The sequence below is a fragment of the Mesorhizobium sp. B2-3-12 genome (assembly GCF_006442205.1).
GTDB lineage: Bacteria > Pseudomonadota > Alphaproteobacteria > Rhizobiales > Rhizobiaceae > Mesorhizobium.
In genome coordinates, this window is the sequence record NZ_VFVR01000002.1 from 797,870 (window position 1) to 818,721 (window position 20,852).

The 20,852-nt window shown below is 65.2% G+C and carries 25 protein-coding genes; 11 read left to right on the forward strand and 14 right to left on the reverse strand.

What is annotated here, in order from left to right:
- Positions 1-16: 16 nt before the first annotated feature.
- Complete coding sequence (gene mbfA / locus FJ948_RS09210) at positions 17-1,000, reverse strand: iron exporter MbfA (RefSeq protein WP_140703515.1); 984 nt, start codon at positions 998-1,000, stop codon at positions 17-19.
- Positions 1,001-1,163: 163 nt separating this feature from the next.
- Between mbfA and FJ948_RS09215 the strand changes: the two genes are divergently transcribed.
- Positions 1,164-1,487 carry a hypothetical protein gene (locus FJ948_RS09215; RefSeq protein ID WP_140703517.1) on the forward strand — a complete coding sequence of 108 codons (324 nt, stop codon included), beginning with the start codon at positions 1,164-1,166 and terminating at the stop codon, positions 1,485-1,487.
- Between the two features lie 149 nt (positions 1,488-1,636).
- Entirely contained in the window at positions 1,637-2,611 is a 975-nt protein-coding gene (locus tag FJ948_RS09220; protein ID WP_140703518.1) for a threonine/serine dehydratase, read from the forward strand.
- An 83-nt stretch (positions 2,612-2,694) separates the two neighbouring features.
- Here FJ948_RS09220 and FJ948_RS09225 read toward each other — a convergent pair whose 3' ends face one another.
- The 4 genes from FJ948_RS09225 to FJ948_RS09240 are packed head-to-tail and all read right to left on the reverse strand — an operon-like array spanning position 2,695 to position 6,432.
- Complete coding sequence (locus FJ948_RS09225) at positions 2,695-3,831, reverse strand: ABC transporter permease (RefSeq protein ID WP_140703520.1); 1,137 nt, start codon at positions 3,829-3,831, stop codon at positions 2,695-2,697.
- A complete protein-coding gene (locus FJ948_RS09230; protein WP_140703522.1) occupies positions 3,828-4,748 on the reverse strand; it encodes an ABC transporter ATP-binding protein in 921 nt (306 codons plus the stop codon). Before FJ948_RS09230 ends, FJ948_RS09225 begins: the two co-directional genes overlap by 4 nt.
- Positions 4,745-5,698, reverse strand: coding sequence for an HlyD family efflux transporter periplasmic adaptor subunit (locus FJ948_RS09235; protein ID WP_140703524.1), 954 nt, complete (start codon positions 5,696-5,698; stop codon positions 4,745-4,747). The genes FJ948_RS09230 and FJ948_RS09235 overlap by 4 nt, the downstream gene beginning before the upstream one ends.
- A complete protein-coding gene (locus FJ948_RS09240; protein WP_140703526.1) occupies positions 5,695-6,432 on the reverse strand; it encodes a CerR family C-terminal domain-containing protein in 738 nt (245 codons plus the stop codon). Before FJ948_RS09240 ends, FJ948_RS09235 begins: the two co-directional genes overlap by 4 nt.
- 90 nt (positions 6,433-6,522) lie before the next feature.
- On the opposite strand from FJ948_RS09240, the gene FJ948_RS09245 reads away from it, so the two are divergent.
- The 4 genes from FJ948_RS09245 (at position 6,523) to FJ948_RS30535 (ending at position 8,591) form a co-directional block, all read left to right on the forward strand.
- Complete coding sequence (locus tag FJ948_RS09245) at positions 6,523-6,996, forward strand: CYTH domain-containing protein (protein WP_140703528.1); 474 nt, start codon at positions 6,523-6,525, stop codon at positions 6,994-6,996.
- Entirely contained in the window at positions 6,993-7,931 is a 939-nt protein-coding gene (locus FJ948_RS09250) for a CHAD domain-containing protein (RefSeq protein WP_140703530.1), read from the forward strand. Before FJ948_RS09245 ends, FJ948_RS09250 begins: the two co-directional genes overlap by 4 nt.
- Before the next feature lie 264 nt (positions 7,932-8,195).
- Entirely contained in the window at positions 8,196-8,414 is a 219-nt protein-coding gene (locus FJ948_RS30530; RefSeq protein WP_246677483.1) for a hypothetical protein, read from the forward strand.
- Between the two features lie 9 nt (positions 8,415-8,423).
- Positions 8,424-8,591, forward strand: coding sequence for a hypothetical protein (locus tag FJ948_RS30535; RefSeq protein ID WP_246677484.1), 168 nt, complete (start codon positions 8,424-8,426; stop codon positions 8,589-8,591).
- 8 nt (positions 8,592-8,599) lie between these two features.
- On the opposite strand, the gene FJ948_RS09260 is transcribed toward FJ948_RS30535, so the two are convergent.
- Positions 8,600-9,403, reverse strand: coding sequence for a helix-turn-helix transcriptional regulator (locus FJ948_RS09260; protein ID WP_140703532.1), 804 nt, complete (start codon positions 9,401-9,403; stop codon positions 8,600-8,602).
- A gap of 113 nt (positions 9,404-9,516) precedes the next feature.
- Between FJ948_RS09260 and FJ948_RS09265 the strand changes: the two genes are divergently transcribed.
- Positions 9,517-10,377, forward strand: coding sequence for a PQQ-binding-like beta-propeller repeat protein (locus tag FJ948_RS09265; RefSeq protein WP_140703534.1), 861 nt, complete (start codon positions 9,517-9,519; stop codon positions 10,375-10,377).
- Between the two features lie 28 nt (positions 10,378-10,405).
- Here FJ948_RS09265 and FJ948_RS09270 read toward each other — a convergent pair whose 3' ends face one another.
- Genes FJ948_RS09270 through FJ948_RS09285 form a run of 4 tightly spaced genes read right to left on the reverse strand, consistent with a single transcriptional unit; the run spans position 10,406 to position 13,523 of the window.
- Positions 10,406-11,422: a zinc-dependent alcohol dehydrogenase family protein gene (locus FJ948_RS09270; protein WP_140703536.1), complete on the reverse strand. Its 1,017-nt coding sequence runs from the start codon at positions 11,420-11,422 to the stop codon at positions 10,406-10,408.
- A gap of 10 nt (positions 11,423-11,432) precedes the next feature.
- Entirely contained in the window at positions 11,433-11,834 is a 402-nt protein-coding gene (locus tag FJ948_RS09275; protein WP_140703538.1) for a cupin domain-containing protein, read from the reverse strand.
- Positions 11,835-11,859: 25 nt separating this feature from the next.
- Positions 11,860-12,333 carry a cyclophilin-like fold protein gene (locus FJ948_RS09280; protein ID WP_140703540.1) on the reverse strand — a complete coding sequence of 158 codons (474 nt, stop codon included), beginning with the start codon at positions 12,331-12,333 and terminating at the stop codon, positions 11,860-11,862.
- Positions 12,330-13,523 carry an MFS transporter gene (locus FJ948_RS09285; protein WP_140703542.1) on the reverse strand — a complete coding sequence of 398 codons (1,194 nt, stop codon included), beginning with the start codon at positions 13,521-13,523 and terminating at the stop codon, positions 12,330-12,332. Before FJ948_RS09285 ends, FJ948_RS09280 begins: the two co-directional genes overlap by 4 nt.
- Before the next feature lie 121 nt (positions 13,524-13,644).
- On the opposite strand from FJ948_RS09285, the gene FJ948_RS09290 reads away from it, so the two are divergent.
- Entirely contained in the window at positions 13,645-14,544 is a 900-nt protein-coding gene (locus FJ948_RS09290) for a LysR family transcriptional regulator (RefSeq protein WP_140703544.1), read from the forward strand.
- Complete coding sequence (locus FJ948_RS09295) at positions 14,541-15,146, forward strand: DNA-3-methyladenine glycosylase (protein ID WP_181173605.1); 606 nt, start codon at positions 14,541-14,543, stop codon at positions 15,144-15,146. Before FJ948_RS09290 ends, FJ948_RS09295 begins: the two co-directional genes overlap by 4 nt.
- Here the strand turns inward: FJ948_RS09295 and FJ948_RS09300 are convergent.
- From FJ948_RS09300 to FJ948_RS09315, 4 genes are all read right to left on the reverse strand, one after another.
- Entirely contained in the window at positions 15,136-16,914 is a 1,779-nt protein-coding gene (locus tag FJ948_RS09300) for a SulP family inorganic anion transporter (RefSeq protein ID WP_140703545.1), read from the reverse strand. The two genes, FJ948_RS09295 and FJ948_RS09300, sit on opposite strands and share 11 nt — an antisense overlap.
- 69 nt (positions 16,915-16,983) lie before the next feature.
- Positions 16,984-17,262, reverse strand: a complete 279-nt coding sequence (locus FJ948_RS09305; RefSeq protein WP_140703547.1) for a helix-turn-helix transcriptional regulator — start codon at positions 17,260-17,262, stop codon at positions 16,984-16,986.
- Positions 17,263-17,356: 94 nt separating this feature from the next.
- Positions 17,357-18,058 carry a phosphatase PAP2 family protein gene (locus FJ948_RS09310; protein WP_140703970.1) on the reverse strand — a complete coding sequence of 234 codons (702 nt, stop codon included), beginning with the start codon at positions 18,056-18,058 and terminating at the stop codon, positions 17,357-17,359.
- A gap of 50 nt (positions 18,059-18,108) precedes the next feature.
- The gene (locus FJ948_RS09315) at positions 18,109-18,447 is read right to left on the reverse strand and encodes a hypothetical protein (protein ID WP_140703972.1); all 339 of its coding nucleotides are present in this window, start codon (positions 18,445-18,447) and stop codon (positions 18,109-18,111) included.
- A 188-nt stretch (positions 18,448-18,635) separates the two neighbouring features.
- Here FJ948_RS09315 and FJ948_RS09320 point away from each other — a divergent pair, with 188 nt between their 5' ends.
- Both FJ948_RS09320 and FJ948_RS09325 read left to right on the forward strand, forming a co-directional pair.
- Entirely contained in the window at positions 18,636-20,027 is a 1,392-nt protein-coding gene (locus FJ948_RS09320; protein ID WP_140703548.1) for a sensor histidine kinase, read from the forward strand.
- Positions 20,024-20,686 carry a response regulator transcription factor gene (locus FJ948_RS09325; RefSeq protein ID WP_140703550.1) on the forward strand — a complete coding sequence of 221 codons (663 nt, stop codon included), beginning with the start codon at positions 20,024-20,026 and terminating at the stop codon, positions 20,684-20,686. The genes FJ948_RS09320 and FJ948_RS09325 overlap by 4 nt, the downstream gene beginning before the upstream one ends.
- Positions 20,687-20,852: the final 166 nt, after the last annotated feature.

The following is a 20,852-nucleotide window of genomic DNA, read 5'->3' on the forward strand; positions in this document are numbered from 1 at the left end:
GGGAGAAGGGAAAAGTTCACGCATTGCCGATCAGCACGCCCGCCGCGAACACCAGGGCGCCGCCCAGGACCACCTGGAAGGCGGCGCGCAGGAAGGGGGTCTGCATGTAGCGGTTCTGGACGAAGGCGATGGCCCACAATTCGAAGAACACCACCACGGCGGCAACGGCGGTCGCCGTCCAGAAATGCGGGATGATGTAAGGCAGCGCGTGGCCGAGGCCGCCCAGCGTCGTCATGATGCCGACGGTCAGGCCGCGCTTGATCGGCGAGCCCCTGCCCGACAATTTGCCGTCGTCGGAAGCGACCTCGGTGAAGCCCATCGAAATGCCGGCGCCGATCGAGGCGGCAAGCCCGACCAGCAGCGTCTGCCAGGTGTCATGCGTGGCGAAGGCGGCGGCGAAGATCGGCGCCAGCGTCGACACCGATCCGTCCATCAGCCCGGCCAGGCCCGGTTGCACATAGGTGAGGATGAACTGGCGCTGCTCGGCGGTCGCCTCCTCGACCCTGACGTCGCCTGGAACATGTTCCTGCTCCAGCGCATGCGCCGAGCTTTCATGGCTCTGTTCGGCCACGGCCAGATCGTCGAGCAGTTTGCGGGTCGAGGCATCCGACGTGCGCTTGGCTGCCTCGACATAGAACAGATAGGCCTGCCGCTCCATCGCTTCGGCCTGGCGGCGCACGGCCTCGATGCCTAGCGGCCGCACCAGCCAGTCAGGCTTGCGCTCGTAATAGCCCTTTACATGCTCGCGGCGGATCAGCGGAATGCGCTCGCCGAAACGCTTGCGGAAGAGTTCGATCAGGGAGTCGCGATGGCCGTCTTCCTCCTCGGCCATGGCCTCGAAAACCTTGGCCGATTGCGGAAAAGTCTCGGCCAGCCCGTCCGCATAGGCCCGGTAGATGCGCCCATCGTCTTCCTCCGATGAAATGGCGAGCGCCAGGATCTCCTGTTCGGACAAGGACTCGAAAGAGCGGCGGCCGAAGCCGAAAACACGGGAAAGCATGAGGAAATTACCCTAGTTTAGAATTGTTCTAAACTAGAGTTTGCGGTGGCCTCGGTCAACCGCGCCGGTGATCGCGGGTCAAGATTTGTTGAAGCGTCCGGCTCTTCATTATCAGTGAATGTTCACCTATATGTCGGAGCCAAGCCAGAGAAGGAAACGACAGATGACGGCAAAGAAGCCTCCGCATGCCTATGACGCCAAGCATGTTCTCGACCTCATCGCCAGCATAGAAGCCGACCTGCAACGCCTGAAGGCGCTGGTCGAACAGCAGATCGAGAAATTTGACCCCGCCAATCCGCACAACAAGGCGCCGGACGGCAAGCTGACCGAGGAAGGCGTCGAGTGCTGCTATCGCATGTTCGACGAAGGCAAGTCGCGCTATTCGGTGGCCCAGCAGATGAAGATCTCGTTCGCCGCCGCCACGCACCGCTTCAACAATTGGCGCAAGCTTGGCGGCAGCAAGCGGCAGCGGACATTGCTGGGGTGAATTGCGACATGCGGGCGTGACGGCCGCAACGCTGGATACATTTGTATCTTTGATCACAATCGCGAACTTTGTCCCGGTCACATCTTTTCGTTGGCATCGCACGGCTCTTTGCGTGCACCATGGCGCGATCACACTCCGCAGGACCCACCATGACCACCCCTCCCGGCATCGCCGACATCCACGCCGCCGCCGCACGGCTCCACGGTCTTATCGTCGAGACGCCGCTGATCGAATCGCAGGAGCTGAACAGGCGGTTCGGCGGCCGCATCCTGTTCAAGCCGGAGACGCTGCAGCGCACCGGCTCGTTCAAGTTCCGCGGCGCCTACAACAAGCTGTCGACGCTGAGCGAGGAGGAGCGGTCCCGTGGCGTCGTTGCTTTCTCCTCGGGCAACCACGCGCAAGGGGTGGCGGCTTCCGCCGCGATGTTCGGCGTCAAGGCGGTCATCGCCATGCCAGCGGACGCGCCTGACATGAAGATCGCCAATGTCCGCAAGATGGGAGCGGAGGTGGTGCCGTTCGACCGTTTCAAGGACGACCGCATGACGGTGGTCCGCCCCTATCTGGACAAGGGCATGGCGTTGGTGCCGCCCTTCGACGATCCGGCCATCATTGCCGGCCAAGGCACGATCGGACTGGAGCTGGTGAAGCAGGCGCGGGCGCTCGGCGTATCGCTCGACGGGGTCGTCATCCCCTGCGGCGGTGGTGGCCTGACCAGCGGCATTTCCGTCGCGGTCAAGGATGCCTCGCCCGGCACCGCGATCTGGGCGGTGGAGCCCGAGCATTTCGACGATACGCGCCGCTCGCTGGCGGCGGGCGCCAGGGTTTCGAACGAGCCGGGCCACAGTTCGATCTGCGACGCAATCCTCACCGCCGAGCCGGGCGCCATCACCTTCGAGATCAACCGCCGCAACCTCGCCGGCGCCATCGCGGTTTCCGACAAGGCGACGGCGCAGGCGATGCGCGACGCCATGGCCTACCTCAAACTGGTGGTCGAGCCCGGCGGCTGCGTCGCGCTGGCAGCCCTGTCATCGGGCGAGATCGACCTGTCGGGCAAATGCGTTGCCGTGGTGCTGTCGGGCGGCAATGTCGATTTCGGCACCTATGCCGGGATCATGGCGGCATAGAGCGTCGCCGTCCCTGCCCGTGTGATCTCCGCACCTCCCGCACGAGGAATTCGGGCGGCTCCGGGCACCTGGCCAAGCTCTCGTCAGTCCAGCGTCCGCCTGAACCGCACCAACGCCACGCCGGCGAACAATGCGACAAAGACCACCAGCCAGCCGATCTCGGTCGCCACCGCCGGCAGTTGGGCGCCCTTCAGCATCACCGCGCGGGTGATGCGCAGGAAATGCGTCAGCGGAAAGATCTCGCCGAAGGTCTGCGCCCAGTCCGGCATGCCGCGATAGGGAAACATGAAGCCCGACAGCATGATCGACGGCAGGAAGAAGAAGAAGGTGAGCTGAAGGGCCTGCATCTGCGTGCGCGCGATCGTCGAGATCGTATAGCCGAGCAGCACCAGCGACAGCACGAACACCAGCACCGCCGACAGGAGAAGCGTCATCGAGCCGGTGAAGGGGATCGCGAACAGCAGCTTCGACGCCGCCAGCACCACCACCACCTGCACCGCGCCGACCGCCAGATAGGGCAGCACCTTGCCCATCATGATCTCCAGCGGGCTCGACGGCATCGCCAGGAGATTCTCCATCGTGCCGCGCTCGGTCTCGCGCGTCAGCGCGATCGAGGTCATCATCACCATGGTCATCTGCAGGATGACGCCGAGCAGGCCGGGTACGATGTTGTATTGCGAGATGCCTTCGGGATTGTAGCGGCGGTGCACGACGACATCGAGCTGTCCCCTGGCGGCCTCAGCGGCGGCTTCCTGCGTGCCCTGTGCCCGCAGCAGCGCCTGGCCGGCGATGGTGCCGAGCGTCGAGATAGCGCCGCTGGCAACCGCCGGATCGGTGGCATCGGCCTCGATCAGGATCTGTGGCTTGTCGCCGCGCTCGACACGCCGGGCGAAGTCGGCGGGGATGGTGACGACGAAGGCGACATCGCCGCGCGCCATCAGGAACTCGGCCTCATCAGCACTTTGCGCGACATGGTCGAAGCGGTAATAGCCAGTGGTCTGCAGCGCCGAGACCATGGCGCGGGTGTAGGGGTCGCTGCTGGTCGCCACCAGGGCCGCCGGCAGGCTCTTCGGATCGTTGTTGATGGCATAGCCGAACAGGACGAGCTGGATGAGGGGCACGCCCAGCATCATGGCGAAGGTGATGCGATCGCGCCGCATCTGGATGAATTCCTTGATCAGCAAGGCGCCGAGCCTGGCGAAGGAGAAGACGCTGTTCATGCCATATTGTCCTTCGAACCCGACATGAACTGGATGAAGACATCCTCGAGGCTGGTTTCGCCGGGCTTCACCGTGACGCCCTTGTGCTCTTTCTCGACATCGGCAAGGGCGGCTTCCAGCTTCTTCCTGTCGGAGCCGACGACATGCAGCGTGGCCCCGAACGGCGCCACCTGGTCGACGCCGGGGCGGCCTTGCAGCGCCTGCGACACCTGGTCGAGCTTTGGACCCTGCAGCACGAAGGTGGTCAGGCCCGCATTCTTCACCACCTCGGCGACGGTGCCGGTGGCCAGCATCTTGCCGTAGGAGATGTAGGAGATGCGGTGGCAGCGTTCGGCTTCGTCCATGTAGTGGGTGGAGACCAGCACGGTGAGCCCGCCGCTGGCCAGGCGATGGATCTCGTCCCAGAATTCGCGCCGCGCCTTCGGGTCGACGCCGGCGGTCGGCTCGTCGAGCAGGAGCAGTCTAGGCTTGTGCATGATGCAGGCGGCGAGTGCCAGCCGCTGCTTCCAGCCGCCGGACAAAGTGCCGGCCAGCTGGTTGCGGCGCGTGGTGAGGCCAAGTTCCTCCAGCGTGCGCGAGACATACTCCTCGACCGGCCTCAGCCGGTAGAGCCGCGCCACGAATTCGAGGTTCTCGCCGATCGTCAGATCCTCGTAGAACGAGAATTTCTGCGTCATGTAGCCGACTTCACGTTTGATCTTGAGACTGTCCGTGCGGATGTTGAAACCCAGCACCGTGCCGTCGCCCTCGTCCGGCGTCAGCAGGCCGCACATGATGCGGATGGTGGTGGTCTTGCCCGAACCGTTGGGGCCGAGGAAGCCGACGATCTCGCCCTCGGCGACCGACATGGTCACATGGTCGACGACGGTCTTGTCGCCGAAGCGCTTGACCAGGCCGTGAACGTCGATGGCGTTCATTTTGCCGATACCGCAAGATCGACATCGACGATCTGGCCGGGCTGCAGTGGACCCGTATCGCCCTCCGGCCGCGCCTCGACGAGGTAGACCAGCTTCTGCCGGTTTTCGAGGGAGTAGATCACCGGCGGCGTGAATTCGGGATCGGGCGAGATATAGCTGACGCGCGCTTTCACGCCCTCGCCGCAGCCGTCGCAATGGACGCTGAGCAGGCTGCCGACCTTGACCGAGGAGAAGGCGCTTTCGGGAATATAGACGCTGAGCTTCACCGCGCCGTCGGGGAGCACCGAGATGACCGGCGCGGTCGGGCCCGCCGTGTCACCCGGGTTGCGGATGACGTCGTTGACGCGGCCGGGCGAAGGGGCGGCCAACACCCGTTTGGAGAGCCGCCATTGCGCCTGATCCAGCGCCGCCTGCGCCTGTTTGACCTGGTTGTCGGCGGCCTTGATCGTTTCGGCGCGCGCCGGCAGCCCGCCGACCGCAAGGTTGGCCTCCGCCTGGCCGACCTGCGCATTGGCCGTCTCCAGCGTCGCGGAAGCCGTGTCGAAATCAGCTTGCGTGCCGGCGCCGCGTTTGAACAGGTCGCTGGCGCGGTCGAACTTTCGCCTGGCGTCGGCGGCCTGTGCCCTGGCCATGTCGACCTCGGCCTTCAACACGGCGATCTCTTCCGGCCGCTTACCGACCTGGAGGTCGGCATACTGCGCCTGCGCCTGCGCCAAGGCCGCCTGCGCTTGCGCCACCGCGATCTTGGCGTCGGCATTTTCAAGCGTCACCACGGTGGCTCCCGGCGTCACGCGGTCGCCGCGCTTGACCGTCACCGTCTCGACCTGCGCCACCTCGATCGGCGCCAGGAGCACATAATCGCCCTCGACATAACCGACGGCAAGCGGGGCCGCCGGCGCGCAGGCGCCGAACAGTTGGGCGGCGAGCGGCAGCGAACACAGGAAGCTCATTGTCTTGATCCCTTCATCCCTGCCCCCTTTCGGGCGGCCAGCATGGCGCCGAGGTTGTCCGTGGTGACGGCCACCACCTTGGCGGCCTCGGCGGCCCCGATGTCGTGCCAGCCCATGCGGCGCATGACAGCCTCGCGGCCGATGCGGAAATAGATGACCTGGCCGATCAGCGTAAACACGGTGAGCCGGGTGCGTTCGCTCTCGGCCGGCTCGCCTGTCGCCTGCTCCCACAGCAGACACAACCGGCGATGCGCCGGCTCGAAGACGCCGTCATAGATGCGGTCGAGCGCCGCCGTCGGATGCGACAGCTCGCGCAGCACGAACTGCACGATCTCGCCGGCCTGGGGGCTCGCCACGACAAAGCCGACCATCCGCTCCAGCGCCGCGATGAGCTGTGCCCGCGCCGCCTCGGGATCGCCAGCCGTCACGGCCTGTCCATCGAGCGTCTGACCGGCGCCCAGTGCTTGGCCGGCGCCCAGTGCTTGGCCGGCGACTGCCTGAATGGTCTCGACGATGAAGTCGGCGGCGGCGGCGCGAAGACCTTCCTTGCCGCCGAAATGATAGGCGATGGAGCCGATATTTGCCCCAGCCTCGGCCGCCAGCTCGCGCGTCGAGGTGCCGTCGAAACCTTGCCGTCCGAACAGTTTCAGCGCCGCCTGGACGAGCGCCGCCCGCGTCAGCTCCGCCGGGGATGTCTCGCGTCGGGACGGCTTGGCGTCTGGCATTTTGATCATGACGGGACTTTAATCAATCGATTGATTAAAGTCAACTTATAGGCGAGGGCGTCTTGCCATCGCGCGCGGCAAACGCTTTAGTGCGCGGCCATGGGCAAGGAAGTCGAGCGTAAGTTCCTGGTCTCCAGCACCGCATGGCGGGATCTGGTGGAAGCGGAGATCCGCATTCTCCAGTTCTATCTCGCCACGGCACCCGGACGAACCGTCCGTATCCGCATCAGCGATGGCGCCTCGGCTAGGCTGACGCTCAAATTCGGCAGCAGAGCGCGCGAACGCGACGAATTCGAATATCCGGTCCCGCTGGAGGAGGCTGTGGAAATGCTGGACTTCGCCATCGGACGTGTCATCGAGAAGACACGTCACCATGTTAGGCATCGCGGCTATCTCTACGAAGTCGATGTCTTTGGCGGCGCACTGGCGGGACTTGTGGTGGCCGAGCTCGAGACTCCGGAAGACGTTCCGGACGAAATGCTGCCTCACTGGCTCGGCCGTGAAGTCACCGGCGAGCAGAAATTTTACAACGCGTCGCTCGCCCTCGGGGGGATACCGGAGATCGCCGCATGAGCTTTCGCATAGATCCGCGCCTGCCGCTGACCGGCGAGGTCAGGCGTATCCTTGCCGAGGAAATCGGCAAGGCGCTCCTGCATCTGGATGTGGCGCGCACCCGGCCGGAGCAGGGGCTGCACAAATGCCGTAAGCGGCTGAAGAGCGCGCGTGCCTTGCTGCGCCTTGTTCGTTCCGGAGACGAAACATTCTGCGCCACGGAAAACCAATGCTATCGCAATGTCGCCGCGCTGCTTGCCGGCCCGCGCGAAGCGACAGCGCTGATCGAAACCATCGACCGGCTTGCGGCGGGTTTTGCCAGGGAAAGCGCCGATGGCGGGCTCGATGCCGTGCGCGACAGGCTGATCGCACGCCAGCATGATCTGCACGAAGGCGCCGGGCTGCGGGCAGCGATCGGCGCGGCCACCGCCGCTTGCGAAGAGGGCATGAAGCGCATCGAAACCCTTGCCCTGCCCGGCCAGCCGGAACAGGCTGCCGACGTGCTTGCCGAAGGCGCGCGCGTCACCTTGCGCCGTGCCAGGAAGGCGCTCGACAAGGCCGGCGCGCGTGGCGAGGCCGACGATTTCCACGACCTGCGGAAGGCTGCCAAGACACATGGCATGCACCTGTCGCTGCTGGGCCGGTTGTGGCCCACCCCGATCAAGGCGCGGCGCAAGGCCGTCGACGCGCTGGGCGAGCGGCTCGGCGAACTGCACGACGTTTTCGTCATGCGCGCGCTGCTCGAGGCCGACGACCAGCCGCTTGGCCCGCCCGAGGACACAAAGCTTCTTGGCAAGCTGCTGAAGCGCTCGGAGAAGAGCCTGAAGAAGGCCTGCCTTGCCGAAGCGACCGAACTGTTTGGCGACAGTCCCAAGCGCTCGACGAAAAGGCTTGCCCGCAAGGCGCGCGACGATCTCGCCGGCGCCTCGTCCGCGGACGATCTGGCCGCCGCCTAAATAAACTTTCCTGTTTGTTGCTTCACCACAATTGCTGTAATCTTGCGAGCTCGATGTGGCGCGCCGGCCGTTGCCGCTTGCTCGACGGCACCACTTGTCATGTCGCATCCTTTACTGATCTGATTGCTTGCTGACCCGATTGCTTACGACTTGATTGCTTTTCGATCCGCGTGCTGGACCGATCGATCCGGACCTTGCCGGTGACGGCTCGTTCCCACGGCAATTCCATACTTCGCACTCATCGAGACCGGGCTGGAGGGAGATATGACACAGATGAAAGCGTACATTCTGGCGGCAGGTGTTACCGTCGGCATGCTGGCGAGCGCGGCCAATGCCGCCAATCGGACCTGCACGATCTACTCGGATCGCGACTATGGCGGCTCGCACTGGACGCTGGGCAGCGGCGATGACATGAAGATGGTGAACGCGCCCGATGTCGGCATATCCGATGGCATTCACCGCTTCATCTACGAACCGTCATAGAACGACAAGGTGTCGTCGTTCAAGGTCAAGCGCGGCTGCACCATCACGCTGTGGGAACATATCGACCGCGGCGGCCACCATTTCCGCTCCAGCAGAAGCTACTCCTATGTTGGCAGCGGCTGGAACGACAAGGCCAGCGAGGCCGAATGCGATTGCGGCGGCGGCGCCAACTATTGACCGATGGCCTATGCCGGTAGCGGCGGCCGCTTTTTGACCAGGGAAGGCTGATCCTTCGTCCGCGCGCCGGCATCCCGCGCGTGCGGGCCGATCGGCATGATCGCCTCGAACGGCGTGGCGCCGAAGGCAAACGTCCATTTGTAGCCGACCAGCCCATCCTCCGGCGTGGTGTGCTGGTCGTGATGGGCCAAGAGTTTGGCGCGATCGGCCAGTTCCTCGGCCTCGCGCCGCACCATCTCCGCCGTTTCCGGCCGCATCCGCCTGGAGAAGCTGACGAAGGTCGCTTCCTTCTCGATATGGGTGATCGCCCAGCCGATGAAATTCTTGTTGGTCATCTCGAACAGCGGCCTCAGCGGCCCCTCGAAATTCCACTGGATCGGCGTTTCGACCAAGAGCCTTGCCGACAGGCCACGGCCGAGCGCGATCAGGCCGAGTTCCTCGAGATCGCGCAGATAGAGGAACATCGAGGCTTCGCTCAAGCCTTGCGAGCGCATGATGCCTTCAGGCGTGAATTTTTCCGACAGCATGACGAAGACGAACAGCAGTGCCGGACGGCCAGCGAGCCGGCGCTCGATCTCGGGTGCGACGCGGTTGACCGGTCCCGGCCCCCTGCTCATCGAGCCGAGCACGTTTTCCAGCTCCACGCCGGCGGCAGCACAGATCTCCACCAGACGGTCGAGCTTGCAGTTCTTGTCATGGAAGATGCGCTTCACCGTCGGCTCGGAAACGCCCATGCGTTCGGCGAGTTCGCGATAGGTGACGCCCTTGGCCTTCAGCGTCCGTTTCAGCGCCTCGAAGATCCGACCGTTCATGGAATGCACCTGTTGCTGGGCGTTTCGTATCAGTATTCGATACTAGCGGCAATTGCCCTTCCCGGAAAGTATCGAAAATCATAGGTCTCCGCCGTCATCACAGGAGACCGGACATGAAACGCCTCATCGCTACCGCTTTTTTCGCGGCCATCGGAATCGCCGCCCCGGCAGTCGCCCAGGCCGCAGAGCTCTGGCGCGCCACGGGCCTCGAACAGCCGGAATCGGCGCTGTTCGACGCTGCCAACGGCCGCGTCATCGTTTCCAATATCGCGGGCAATCCGGGCGATGCCGACGGCAATGGTTATCTCAGCGTGCTGTCCCTCGACGGCAAGGCAGTGACCCAGCACTGGACCGACGGCATGGACGCGCCAAAGGGCATGGCGATAGCGGGCGGCAAACTCTATGTCGCCGACATCACCAAGGTCCGCGTCGTCGACCTCGCCAGCGGCAAACTGATCGCCAGCATCGTGGTGCCGAACGCGGTGTTCCTCAACGACATGACGGCGGACGCTTCCGGCCACGTCTACGTCACCGATATGCTGGCTGATGCGATCTACCGCGTCGACGGCGACAGGCCGGAGCTGTTCGTCAAGGACCCGCTGCTCGCCTCGCCCAACGGCGTCTTCGCCGATGGCGGCAGGCTCATCGTCGCCTCATGGGGCAAGGGCATCAAGGCCGACTTCAGCACGGCCGAGCCGGGCGGGCTGCTGGCGGTGGACCTCGCCAGCAAGGCGGTGACGCCGCTGGCGGGGGCGCAGAAATTCGCCGACCTCGACGGCGTCATCGCCATTGGCGACACCGTCTACGCCACCGCCTACATGACCGGCACGCTGTATCGTTACAGGGAAGGCGGCGCGCCGGAAGAAGTAGCGAATTTCAAGCCGGGCAGCGCCGACATCGGCACCGACGGCAAGTCGATCCTCTACGTGCCGCTGATGAACGAGGGCGAGGTCGCGGCGCTCAAGATCGATTGAGCGCCGCGAGGCGTAGCAGGGGTGATGGTCAGACCCGCAGCAGCGTCTTGATGGCGCGGCGCTCGTCCATGGCCTTGTAGCCTTCGGCCACTTGGTCGAGCGGCAGGATCAGGTCGAACACCTTGCCGGGATTGATCTTGCCCTCGGTGACGAGGGCGAGCAGCTCGGGCAGGTAGCGGCGCACGGGTGCGGGACCGCCATGCAGATGCACATGGGCGAAGAACAGCTGTTGCCCATCCAGTTGCACCTGGTGGGGAACGCCGACATAGGAAACATAGCCGCCCCTGCGGGTGGATCCGATCGCCTGCTTCATCGATTCCTGCGTGCCGACGCATTCCAGCACGGAGTCGGCGCCGATGCCGCCGGTCATGTCCAGGATGCGGGCGACGCCTTCCTCACCGCGCTCGGTGACGATGTCGGTGGCGCCGAACTCCAAGGCGAGCTTCTGGCGCGGCTCGTGCCGGCTCATGACGATGATCCGCTCGGCGCCCATCTGCCTGGCGGAAAGCGCGGCAAGCAGGCCGACCGCGCCATCGCCCACCACCGCGACCGTCGACCCTGGTTTTACGTTGGCGGCGTCGGCGGCGAACCAGCCGGTGCCCAGCACGTCGGACGTGGCGAGCAGGCTCGGGATCATCTCGGCCGAAGGCTGATCGGACAGCGCCACCAAAGTGCCGTCGGCCAGCGGCACGCGCAGGAACGGCGCCTGGGCGCCGGTCATGAACGTCCGGTGCTGGCATGACGACTGATAGCCGTTGCGGCAATTGGGGCAGGTGTTGTCGGAGGTCGCGAACGACCCGACCACGAACTGGCCCGGGCGGATGGTTCGAACCGCGCTGCCGACCTCCTCGACGACACCGCAATATTCGTGGCCCATATGGGCGGGCTCGGCGATCGGTTGCAGGCCGCGATAGGGCCACAGATCCGATCCGCAGACGCAGGTCGCCGACAATCGCACGATCGCGTCGGTGGGCAGCAGGATCTCGGGATCCGCCACTTCCTCGCAGCGAATGTCGCCGGGGCTGTAAAGAACGGTGCCGCGCATGGAACGTCTCCTATCGGTTGGTGTCGTATTGCGCATCGGTGACGTGATCGAGCCAGTCGACCGCCTTGCCGTCGAGCGCTTCCTGGATGGCGATGTGCGTCATTGCCGTGCTCGGACTGGCGCCGTGCCAGTGTCTTTCGCCAGGCGCGAACCAGACGACGTCGCCGGGGCGGATTTCCTCGACGGGACCGCCTTCGCGCTGCACACGGCCCAGGCCAGCCGTGACGATCAGTGTCTGGCCGAGCGGATGGGTGTGCCAGGCCGTGCGTGCGCCTGGCTCGAATGTGACGGCGGCGCCCGCGGCGCGTGCCGGGGCAGGCGCGGAAAACAGGGGATCGATGCGGACCGTGCCGGTGAACCACTCGGCGGGTCCCTTGACGGACGGCTTGGCGCCGGCGCGTTGGATATCCATGGAACAACCCTTTCCTTTCCTGGTGTCAGTGAATGCGCTCGATGCGCAGGGGGAATTCTCCGCGCGTCAGCAGGGGCTCGAATCCGTCGTCGAGGCGCCCGAGCCGGATCAGCCCGGTTGACCAGCTATACCCGGCATAAAACAACGCCAGATTGCCCCAGGGCGCGAAGTAGCAGAGGTCGCCGGGCCGTTCGTTACCGAAGGGACCGCTGCCTTGTTCGGTGAGCTTGCGCGGCAGATAGGCGATCTTCTCGTTGCCGGCGTAGTTGTCGATCGTCAGATCCAGCGGCAGCAAGGCATGAAAATCCCGGGCCGAGGGATTGTCGTACAGCGTGGCCGTCATCGTCTGCCCGTTGAAGCCGATCCTGATCTTCATGTCCGTGGGCTCCTGGCTTGCCGGGTCGGCGCCTTGCTGCCCGAAAGCCTGTCCAGGCAAAACCGCCGCCTGCGCGATCGCGGCCCAGAGCAGCGTGCGTCGGGTGACCTGTCGTCGTGTCACGACTGTCGGCTCGCCAAGGTGGAGGTCGCCGCCGCGACGGCAAATAGCGTCGAGCCGAGGAGAAGCAAGGCGGCGAGGGCGAAGGGACTCCACCAGCCGGCGGTGTCGAACAGCAACCCGCCGGCAAACGCGCCGAAGGTGATGGCGAACTGGATCAGCGCGACCTGCAGGCCTCCGCCCGCCTCGAGATCGTTCGGGATGACCTTGGCCATCCACGTGTTCCATGCCACCGGAATGGGCGTGGTGAACAATCCCCACAGCAGGAGCAGGATCGCGGTCGCGGCGGCGAAGGGGCCAAGCGCGATCAACAGCAGCGCGATGACCGAAAGCATGGCCGGCAGGCCGATCAGCACGGCGCCCAGATGCGAGCGCAGGGCGAAACCGACGAGCGACGTGCCGACGAGGCCCGCCAGCCCGAGCCCGAGCAGGACCATCGAGAGCGTGTTCACGTCGAGCCCGGTGACGCCTTCGAGAAATGGACGCAGGTAGGTGGAAAGGGAGAACTGGCCCATGAAGGCGAGCGTGGTGGCCGCCATGCCGATGGCGAAGGCGCGGTTGCCGAGAAGGCCGAACATGCGCCTAGCCGAGACGGGCTCTTCGGCGGGCATGCTGGGCAGGACGGCGAGTTGCCAGACGATGGCGGCGAGCCCGATCGGCACGACGATGAAGAAGGCGCCGCGCCATCCGATCAGGCCGCCGAGAAAACTTCCAAGCGGCGCCGCGATGACCGTGGCGAATGCCGTCCCGCCCTGCAGCATGGCGATCGCCTTGGGCAAGTCGTCGCGCGAGACGATGCGCGCCAGAATGGCTGTCGACAGTGACCAGAAGCCGCCGATCGACACGCCGATCAGGGCCCGTCCGAGCATGAACACCGGATAGTTCGGCGCAAAGGTGATCGCCAGTCCGGAGACGACGAGCACGGCGGTATAGAAGAGGACGACCGTGCGCCGGTCCAGCCTCGACAGCAGGGCGTTGCCGAACAGGCTGGTGACGACGGCGAAGAATCCAGAGACGGAGATAGCCTGGCCGGCCTGGCCTTCGGTGATGGCCAGGTCCCTGGCGACTGGCGTGAGCAGGCTGACGGGCATGAACTCCGACGCCACCAGGACGAAGGTGAGCAGTGACAGGCAGATCACCGCGCCCCAGGCGCTCGGTGATTCGGCAAGTTGGCTGTCATAGGTGGTTTCCATGCGCCTCGGCCCCTCCAACGGTTTTCGTTGAAGGCTGTATAAATCGTCCGGACTGCCCCGATTAGCCGTTGTAATTCGCATGGACTTATCTAATTCTGATATAAATACCCGAGGGCTGGCCATGAACCGCCGCGACCTGAACGACATGCTCTGGTTCCAGGCGGTGGCCGAGGAAAGCAGCTTCACCAAAGCGGCCGCCAAGCTCGGCACGTCCCAGTCGGCGCTCAGCCACACCGTGAAGCAGCTCGAGGCGCGGCTAGGCCTGCGCCTGCTGACCCGAACCACGCGCAGCGTCTCGCCGACCGAAGCCGGGGAGCGGTTGCTGCGCGCCTTGGCGCCGCGCATCCAGGATATCGAAAACGACATCGACGCGCTGATGGCGTTTCGCGACAAGCCTTCGGGCAATGTGCGGATCACACTCTCCGATCACGCGCTTGACTGGATCGTCTGGCCGAAGCTGAAACCGGTGCTGCGGCACTATCGCGACATTCACGTCGAGCTGAATGTCGACAATGGCTTCCGCAACATCGTCGAGGAGCGGTTCGACGCCGGCGTGCGGCTGGGGGAAAGCGTCGACAAGGACATGATCGCCATTCGCATCAGCCCCGACTGGCGGCTGGTTGTCGTCGCGTCGCCCGACTATCTCGCCCGGCATCCGGCGCCCGGCACGCCGCAGGACCTCGTCCAGCACGATTGCATCAACCACCGCCAGTCACGGTCGGGCGGCCTCTATGCCTGGGAGTTCGCCAGGGACGGGCGAGAGCTGAGGGTGCGTATAGACGGACAGCTGACCTTCAATTCGACGATCCCCATGATCGACGCCGCCGTCAGCGGCCTCGGGATCGCCTATGTGCCTGAGAATTTGGTGGCCGACGAGATCCGGTCGGGCCGGCTGGTGCTGATGCTCGACGAATGGTGCCCGCTGTTTCCGGGCTATTACCTCTACTATCCGACCCGGCGGCAGAACTCACCTGCCTTCGCGGTGATCGCCAATGCATTGCGCCATGCGGATGTCTCATGAGCCTGACCGCGCCCCGCCTGCTCGCGCGGGAAGAACTGCCGCACGATACGGCAGCGCTTGCCCGCCATCTCATCGGCAAGCTGGTGGTGCGCGACTTGCCCGAAGGCAGGGTCAGCGGCCGGATCGTCGAGACTGAAGCCTATGTCGTAGGCGATGCCGCCGGACATGGTTTTCGGGGGATGACGGCGCGCAACCGCTCGATGTTTCTCGAGCGCGGGCACGCCTATGTCTATCTCGCCTATGGCATCTCATTCATGCTGAACGTTTCGAGCGAGGCACCGGGCATCGGCACCGGCGTGCTGATCCGGGCGCTGGAGCCGCTGGAAGGCATTCCGATCATGCGGCTGAACCGTGGCGTAGAACGGCTGCGCGACCTGACGCGCGGGCCGGGACGACTGGCCGCGGCACTGCGGATCGATCGTTCGCTCGACGGGCTCGACCTTTGCCAGAGAGGCCCGCTATGGCTGGCGGATGACGGGCACTACGCCGGCGAGATCGGACAGAGCACCCGGATCGGGATCTCCAAGGACGCCGAGCGCCTGCTGCGCTTCCATGTCAGGAAAAATCCCTTCATCAGCGGCCCGGGGTCGCTCAACCGCTGAGGGGAGGCTTCTCCGCCTCTTGTTTTCCCGCCAGTTGGGCCCGCGCGTCGCGGATCGAGGCGGCGTAGGTCACCAGCGGCCGCTTGACGCCGTGGTTGATCAGCATGCGCCGTATCCGCGGCGAGGCGCCCGATATGATGAAGCGCACGCCGGCGCGGCTGGCCTTGCGGGCCGCGCTTTCGATGACATTGACCGCGGTCGAATCGAAAAGCGGCACGGCCGAACAGTCGAGGATGAAATTCTTGCGCTGGTCGGCGATGCGGTCGAGCACACTGCCGACGGTGGAGGCGGCACCGAAGAAGAAGGCGCCCGAGATGCGATAGACGACGGTGTCGGCGTCGACAGCCGCGCTGGAATCGTAGGCGCGACCGCCATCGGCGCCGTCGGCGACATCGTCCTGGGCCAGCTCCGCCTCGACCGCGACTGACTTCGCCATGCGGTCGATGAACAGGATCGAGCCGAGCGCGAAGCCGACGACGATGCCTTCGGTCAGGTCGCGGAAGACGACGATCAGGAAGGTCGCCATCAGCACCAGCGCATCGCCCCGCGAGGCCCTGAGCAGCGTGGCGAAGGCCTGTTTCTCGACCATGTTCCAGCAGACCACCGCCAGCACGCCGGCAAGGGCGGAGAGCGGAATGTAGCTGGCCAGCGGTGCGGCCGCCAGCATCAGCACCAGCAGGATGGCCGAATGGACCATACCCGAGACCGGGCCGTGCGCACCGGCCCGCACATTGGTGGCGGTGCGCGCGATGGTGCCGGTGGCGCAGATGCCGCCGAACAGGGCGGACGCGATGTTGGCGAAGCCTTGCGCGACCAGCTCGCAATTCGACCGATGCCGCCGCCCCGTCATGCCGTCGGCGACGACGGCCGACAGCAGTGATTCGATGGCGCCGAGCAGCGCGAAGGCGACGGCATCCGGCAGCACCTCGATCATCCTGTCGAGACTGACCGGGGGCAGGCCGGGCCATTGCAGGCTGCGCGGAATGCCGCCATAGCGCGTGCCGATCGTCGCGGCCGGCAGCGCGAACAACGCCACCACGATCGAGGCAAGCCCGATGGCGATCAGCATGGAAGGCCATTTCGGCCGCCAGCGCTTCAGGAAAACGATGGTTGCCATGGTCAGCACCGCCACCGACGTCGTGGCGAGGTTGATCGTGCCGGACGCTTGGCCAAGCGCGATCAGCTTGGGGACGAACGGTCCGGGCTCCCTGACCGGCAAGGTCAGCCCGAACAGTTCGACGATCTGCCCACAGAAGATGATGACGGCAATGCCGGCGGTGAAGCCGACGGTGACCGGATAGGGAATGAATTTGATGTAGGTGCCAAGCCTGAGATAGCCGATGGCAAGCAGGAACACGCCGGCCATCATCGTCGCCAGCAGCAGGCCGTCGACGCCGACCCGTGCGACAGTCGCCGCCACCAGCACGATGAAGGCGCCGGCCGGGCCGCCGATCTGGAAGCGGCTGCCACCGAAGGCCGAGATGATGAAACCGCCGACGATGGAGGTGTAGAGGCCACGTTCCGGCGTGACGCCGGAAGCGATCGCGATTGCCATCGACAGCGGCAGCGCGACGATGGCGACCGTCAGGCCGGACATCACGTCGGCCTTGAATTGCGGCAGGTGGTAACCCTCCCGCCAGACCGTCACCAGTTTCGGTGTGAACAGTTCGGAAAAGGTCGGTTTTGCCGACCCTTGAGGCGATCCGCGGGCCGGCCCGTGAACCCGTTGACGGGCCGGTTGATGCACTGCTTGACGGGCTTGGTCCATGGGCTGCCTTCCGCACCTCGCAAAGGCGGCGGGATCGTCGGCAGGACTGTCGGCGGTCGCCGTCGCGACTTATGCCGGCTCAGCCTTGGGATCCGGCGGCACCGCGGACTTGAGGCGCACGCCCCTGCCGCCGCGCTCGCTGGCATGGTTCTCGCCGATCAGCTCCACCCCGGCCTCGTCGAGAGCCTGGATGACCTTCATCAGCGTATCGACCACGCCCCTGACCACGCCGTCGCTCGCTTCCATGCGCTGGATTGTCGGAAGCGAGACGCCGGCGCGCTCGGCGAGCGTCTTCTGGTCAATGCCGGCCAAGGCCCTTGCGGCACGCATCTGCGCGGCAGTGATCATCGGCCGGAACCCATGTCTGAGTCTGCTGATATAACGTATAATACTATCATTGTGATGTTTCAAGCATCATTATGCATATATCAGACATGCAAGTTTACTCGCTTTCACCGACCACCTTGCGGCGCTGCAGCATCCGCGCCACCAGCCAGCATAGCATCGCCCAGGCAAAACCGGCGCACCAACCCGCCAGCACGTCCGACGGCCAGTGGACGCCGAGATAGATGCGGCTGACGCCGACCAGCACCGTTGTCAGCACGGCAAGCGACAGGACATAGATCTTGGTCGCCCGGCCACGCAGGAACCGCGCAGCGAGCGAGCCGAGCGTCAGGTAGGTCACCGCCGACAGCATGGCGTGGCCGCTCGGGAAGGAGAGCGAGGTCTCGTTGACGAGATGCGAGATCAGTTCGGGCCGCGGCCGGTCGACGCCGACTTTCAACAGGCTGGACAGAAGCTGGCCACCGGCGACGGCGACGAACATGAGAAATGCCGTCCCCGGCCTGCGGATCAACAAGAGGTAGACGATGGTCGCCGCCGTGATCAGCACCAGCACGCTGGCGCTGCCAAGGCTTGTGATGTCGCGCATCGCCCCTTCCAGCCATGGCGGACCGATGGGAACGCCGGGCTGGCCCGGCTGGCGGAAGGCGAGCAGGATCTCGGTGTCGAAACCATGCGCGGCGGTGGCGCGTGCCAGCTCCATCAGCTCGACGAAACCCCACAGCCCGCCGGCGATGGCCAGGCCGGCCAGCAGCACCGGGAATTCGATCCGGTTGAGCAGCGTGCTTGCGGGACCCTTCATCGAGCCGTCATCCCTAGTCATCGTCCCTTCTTGTCATCACCCCCTTCTTGTCATCGACCTTGCAGATAGGGGCCAAGCGTGATCAGCGCCACGGCCGCAACCGCCAGCACGATGCCGGCCGCCTGCAGCGCATTGACGCGCTCGCCGAAGAACACCAGTGCGACGACGTTGACCGAGACCAGCTGGATCACCGCCGAGAGGCTGAAAGATACCGACATGCCGAACTCGCGGATCAGCCGCAGCATGATCAGATTGCCCAGCGAATAGAGTGCCAGCGTCAGCAGTATCTTGCCCAGGCTGGGCGCCAGCCCCCATTGTTTGGCGGCGGTCGCCGCCAGCAGGAAGATCACCGTCGAAAAGCCAAGCTGCAGCAATCCCGAAAAACTCAACGTCCGTCCCCCCTCGAAGCGGCTCTGGCCGCGTGCGTGGCGGACCTTGTTCCCGAAGCATGCCGGTCCGTCAAGCGATGTCATGCCCATGGCGGCCTCGTGCTAACGAGGGTCTTGGCAACGGCGGGGCTGAGGCTCAATGTGGTGAAAATCGCCCAACCTGTCGATAGAAGGGCGATCAGGGGCTCATGATTCGTATTCTTCAGAACTTGGCGCGGCGCTGGAGCGAGCTTTCCCTCGCCTTGCAGTTCGTCGTTGCCGGCGGGTTCGGCTTGCTGGTCGTCATGCTGGTGGTGGGCGCGTGGGTGACGACGCAGATCCGGGAGGGGGTCACCCGCAATTCGGCCGCCACGACGGCGCTCTACGTCGACAGCGTGATCGCGCCGTTGTTGCCCGACCTGCGCAAGAACGAGGAGCTCAGCGAGTCCGTCAAGCAGGCGCTCGACGAGACGCTCGGCCAGGGCGCGCTCGGCAAACGCCTGGTGTCGTTCAGGCTCTGGCGCCGCGACGGCACCGTACTCTATTCGAAAGACGCGGCCTTGATAGGCCGGCGCTTCGAGGTGACCGACAATCTGCGTTCCGCCTTCCAGGGCAACGTTACCGCCCAGTTCGATACGTTCGACGAGAACGAAGAGAAGGAGCGGTCCTCGGGCGTGCCGTTGCTGGAGATCTACAACCCCGTGCGCGAACCCTGGTCCGGCGATGTGGTCGCCGTCACCGAATTCTATGAGGTCGCCAGCGATTTCAAGGCCACGCTGGCATCGGCGCTGCTGTCGAGCTGGCTGGTCGTGGCCGGCACCACCTTGATGGCATTCCTGCTCCTGTCGGGCATCGTCCTGCGCGGCAGCCGCACCATCGACGACCAGCGCGGGGCGCTGCGCCGCCAGGTGTCGGAGCTGCAGGACCTGGTGACGCAGAACAGCGCCCTGCGGCACCGCGTGCAGCGGGCGTCACGCCGCGCCACCGCGCTCAACGAAAGATATCTGCGCCGGATCGGCGCCGACCTGCATGACGGCCCGGCCCAGCTCGTGGCCCTGGCGGCGCTGCGCATGGACAGTCCCGTGTTTACCGGCGACGGCCTTGCCAGCGAGGGCCGCTCGACCGAGGTCGCGATGATCCGCAAGACGCTGGAGGACGCGATGCGCGAAATACGCGGCATCTGCACCGGCCTGGTCCTGCCGCAGATAGAAACGGCGGCGGTGGCGGACGTGTTGCGGCTGGCCGTCGAGGAACATGAGCGCCGGACGGGCACGGCGGTGAGGCTCACGCAGCCCGCCCATTTGCCCGAGCCCGGCGCTTCTGAGAAGATCAGCATCTATCGCTTCGTGCAGGAGGGGCTGAACAATGCCTACCGCCACGGGCGGGGCAAGGATCAGGCGGTGCGCGCGGGCATGAAAAACGGCAGGCTTTTCGTCGAAGTGTCGGATGGCGGGCCGGGTTTCGATCCGGCGCGGGCCGAAGGATTGGGGCTCGCCGGCCTGAGAGAGCGGGTTGAAAGCATTGGCGGACAGTTCGAAACCCTGACGGGGCCGAAGGGCACGAAACTGGTGATCCGTCTTTCGGTCGAGGAGCAAGCATGATGGGCGCCATCCGTATCGCCATTGTCGACGACCATCCTCTCTTCCGCGAGGGTGTGACACGCAGCCTGTCGGAGATCGGAGGCTTCGAGGTGGTCGGGGAAGGGGCTACCGCGCAGGACGCGGAACGCATCGCCTCGACCGTGCAGCCCGACATCTTGCTGCTCGATATTTCCATGCCGGGCGGCGGCCTGCCCGCGGTCGCGAACATCCTTGCCGACCACCCCGCCCAGAAGATCGTCATGCTTACCGTCTCGGAGGCCAATAGCGACGTCACCAAGGCCCTGAACGCGGGGGTGCACGGCTACATCCTCAAAGGCGTCGGGTCGCGCGCGCTTGCCGATATCCTGCGCAACGTGGCGGCCGGTGAAAGCTATCTTTCGCCGACGCTATCGGCCCGGCTGCTTTCCGATGTTCAGTCCCTGCAGCCCGCCAACGGCATGGCGGACCGGCTGCGGCAACTCACCGGTCGACAGACCGAAATCCTGCGGCTGGTGGCGGAGGGGCTCAGCAACAAGGAAGTGGCCTTGCGCCTGGAGCTGCAGGAGAAGACCGTCAAGCATCACATGACGGGGGTGCTGTCGAAACTCAACGTGCGGAACCGCACCGAAGCGGCCCTGATGATGCGCGAGTTTCGCGACCGCGAGAGGGATCGCCCGTAGATGGGTCGGCGTTCAATGGAACAGCCGGCCCGCTCGCCGCGCGCTTTTCCCGCGAAGACGGTTACATATCGCGGCACTGGAATGCCGCGCAAAACGAGGTCACCTCCGCCGGGGGGCGGCGGAGGTGACGTGTGAAACTGGTCGTTGCCTGTTGACCAGTTTCACG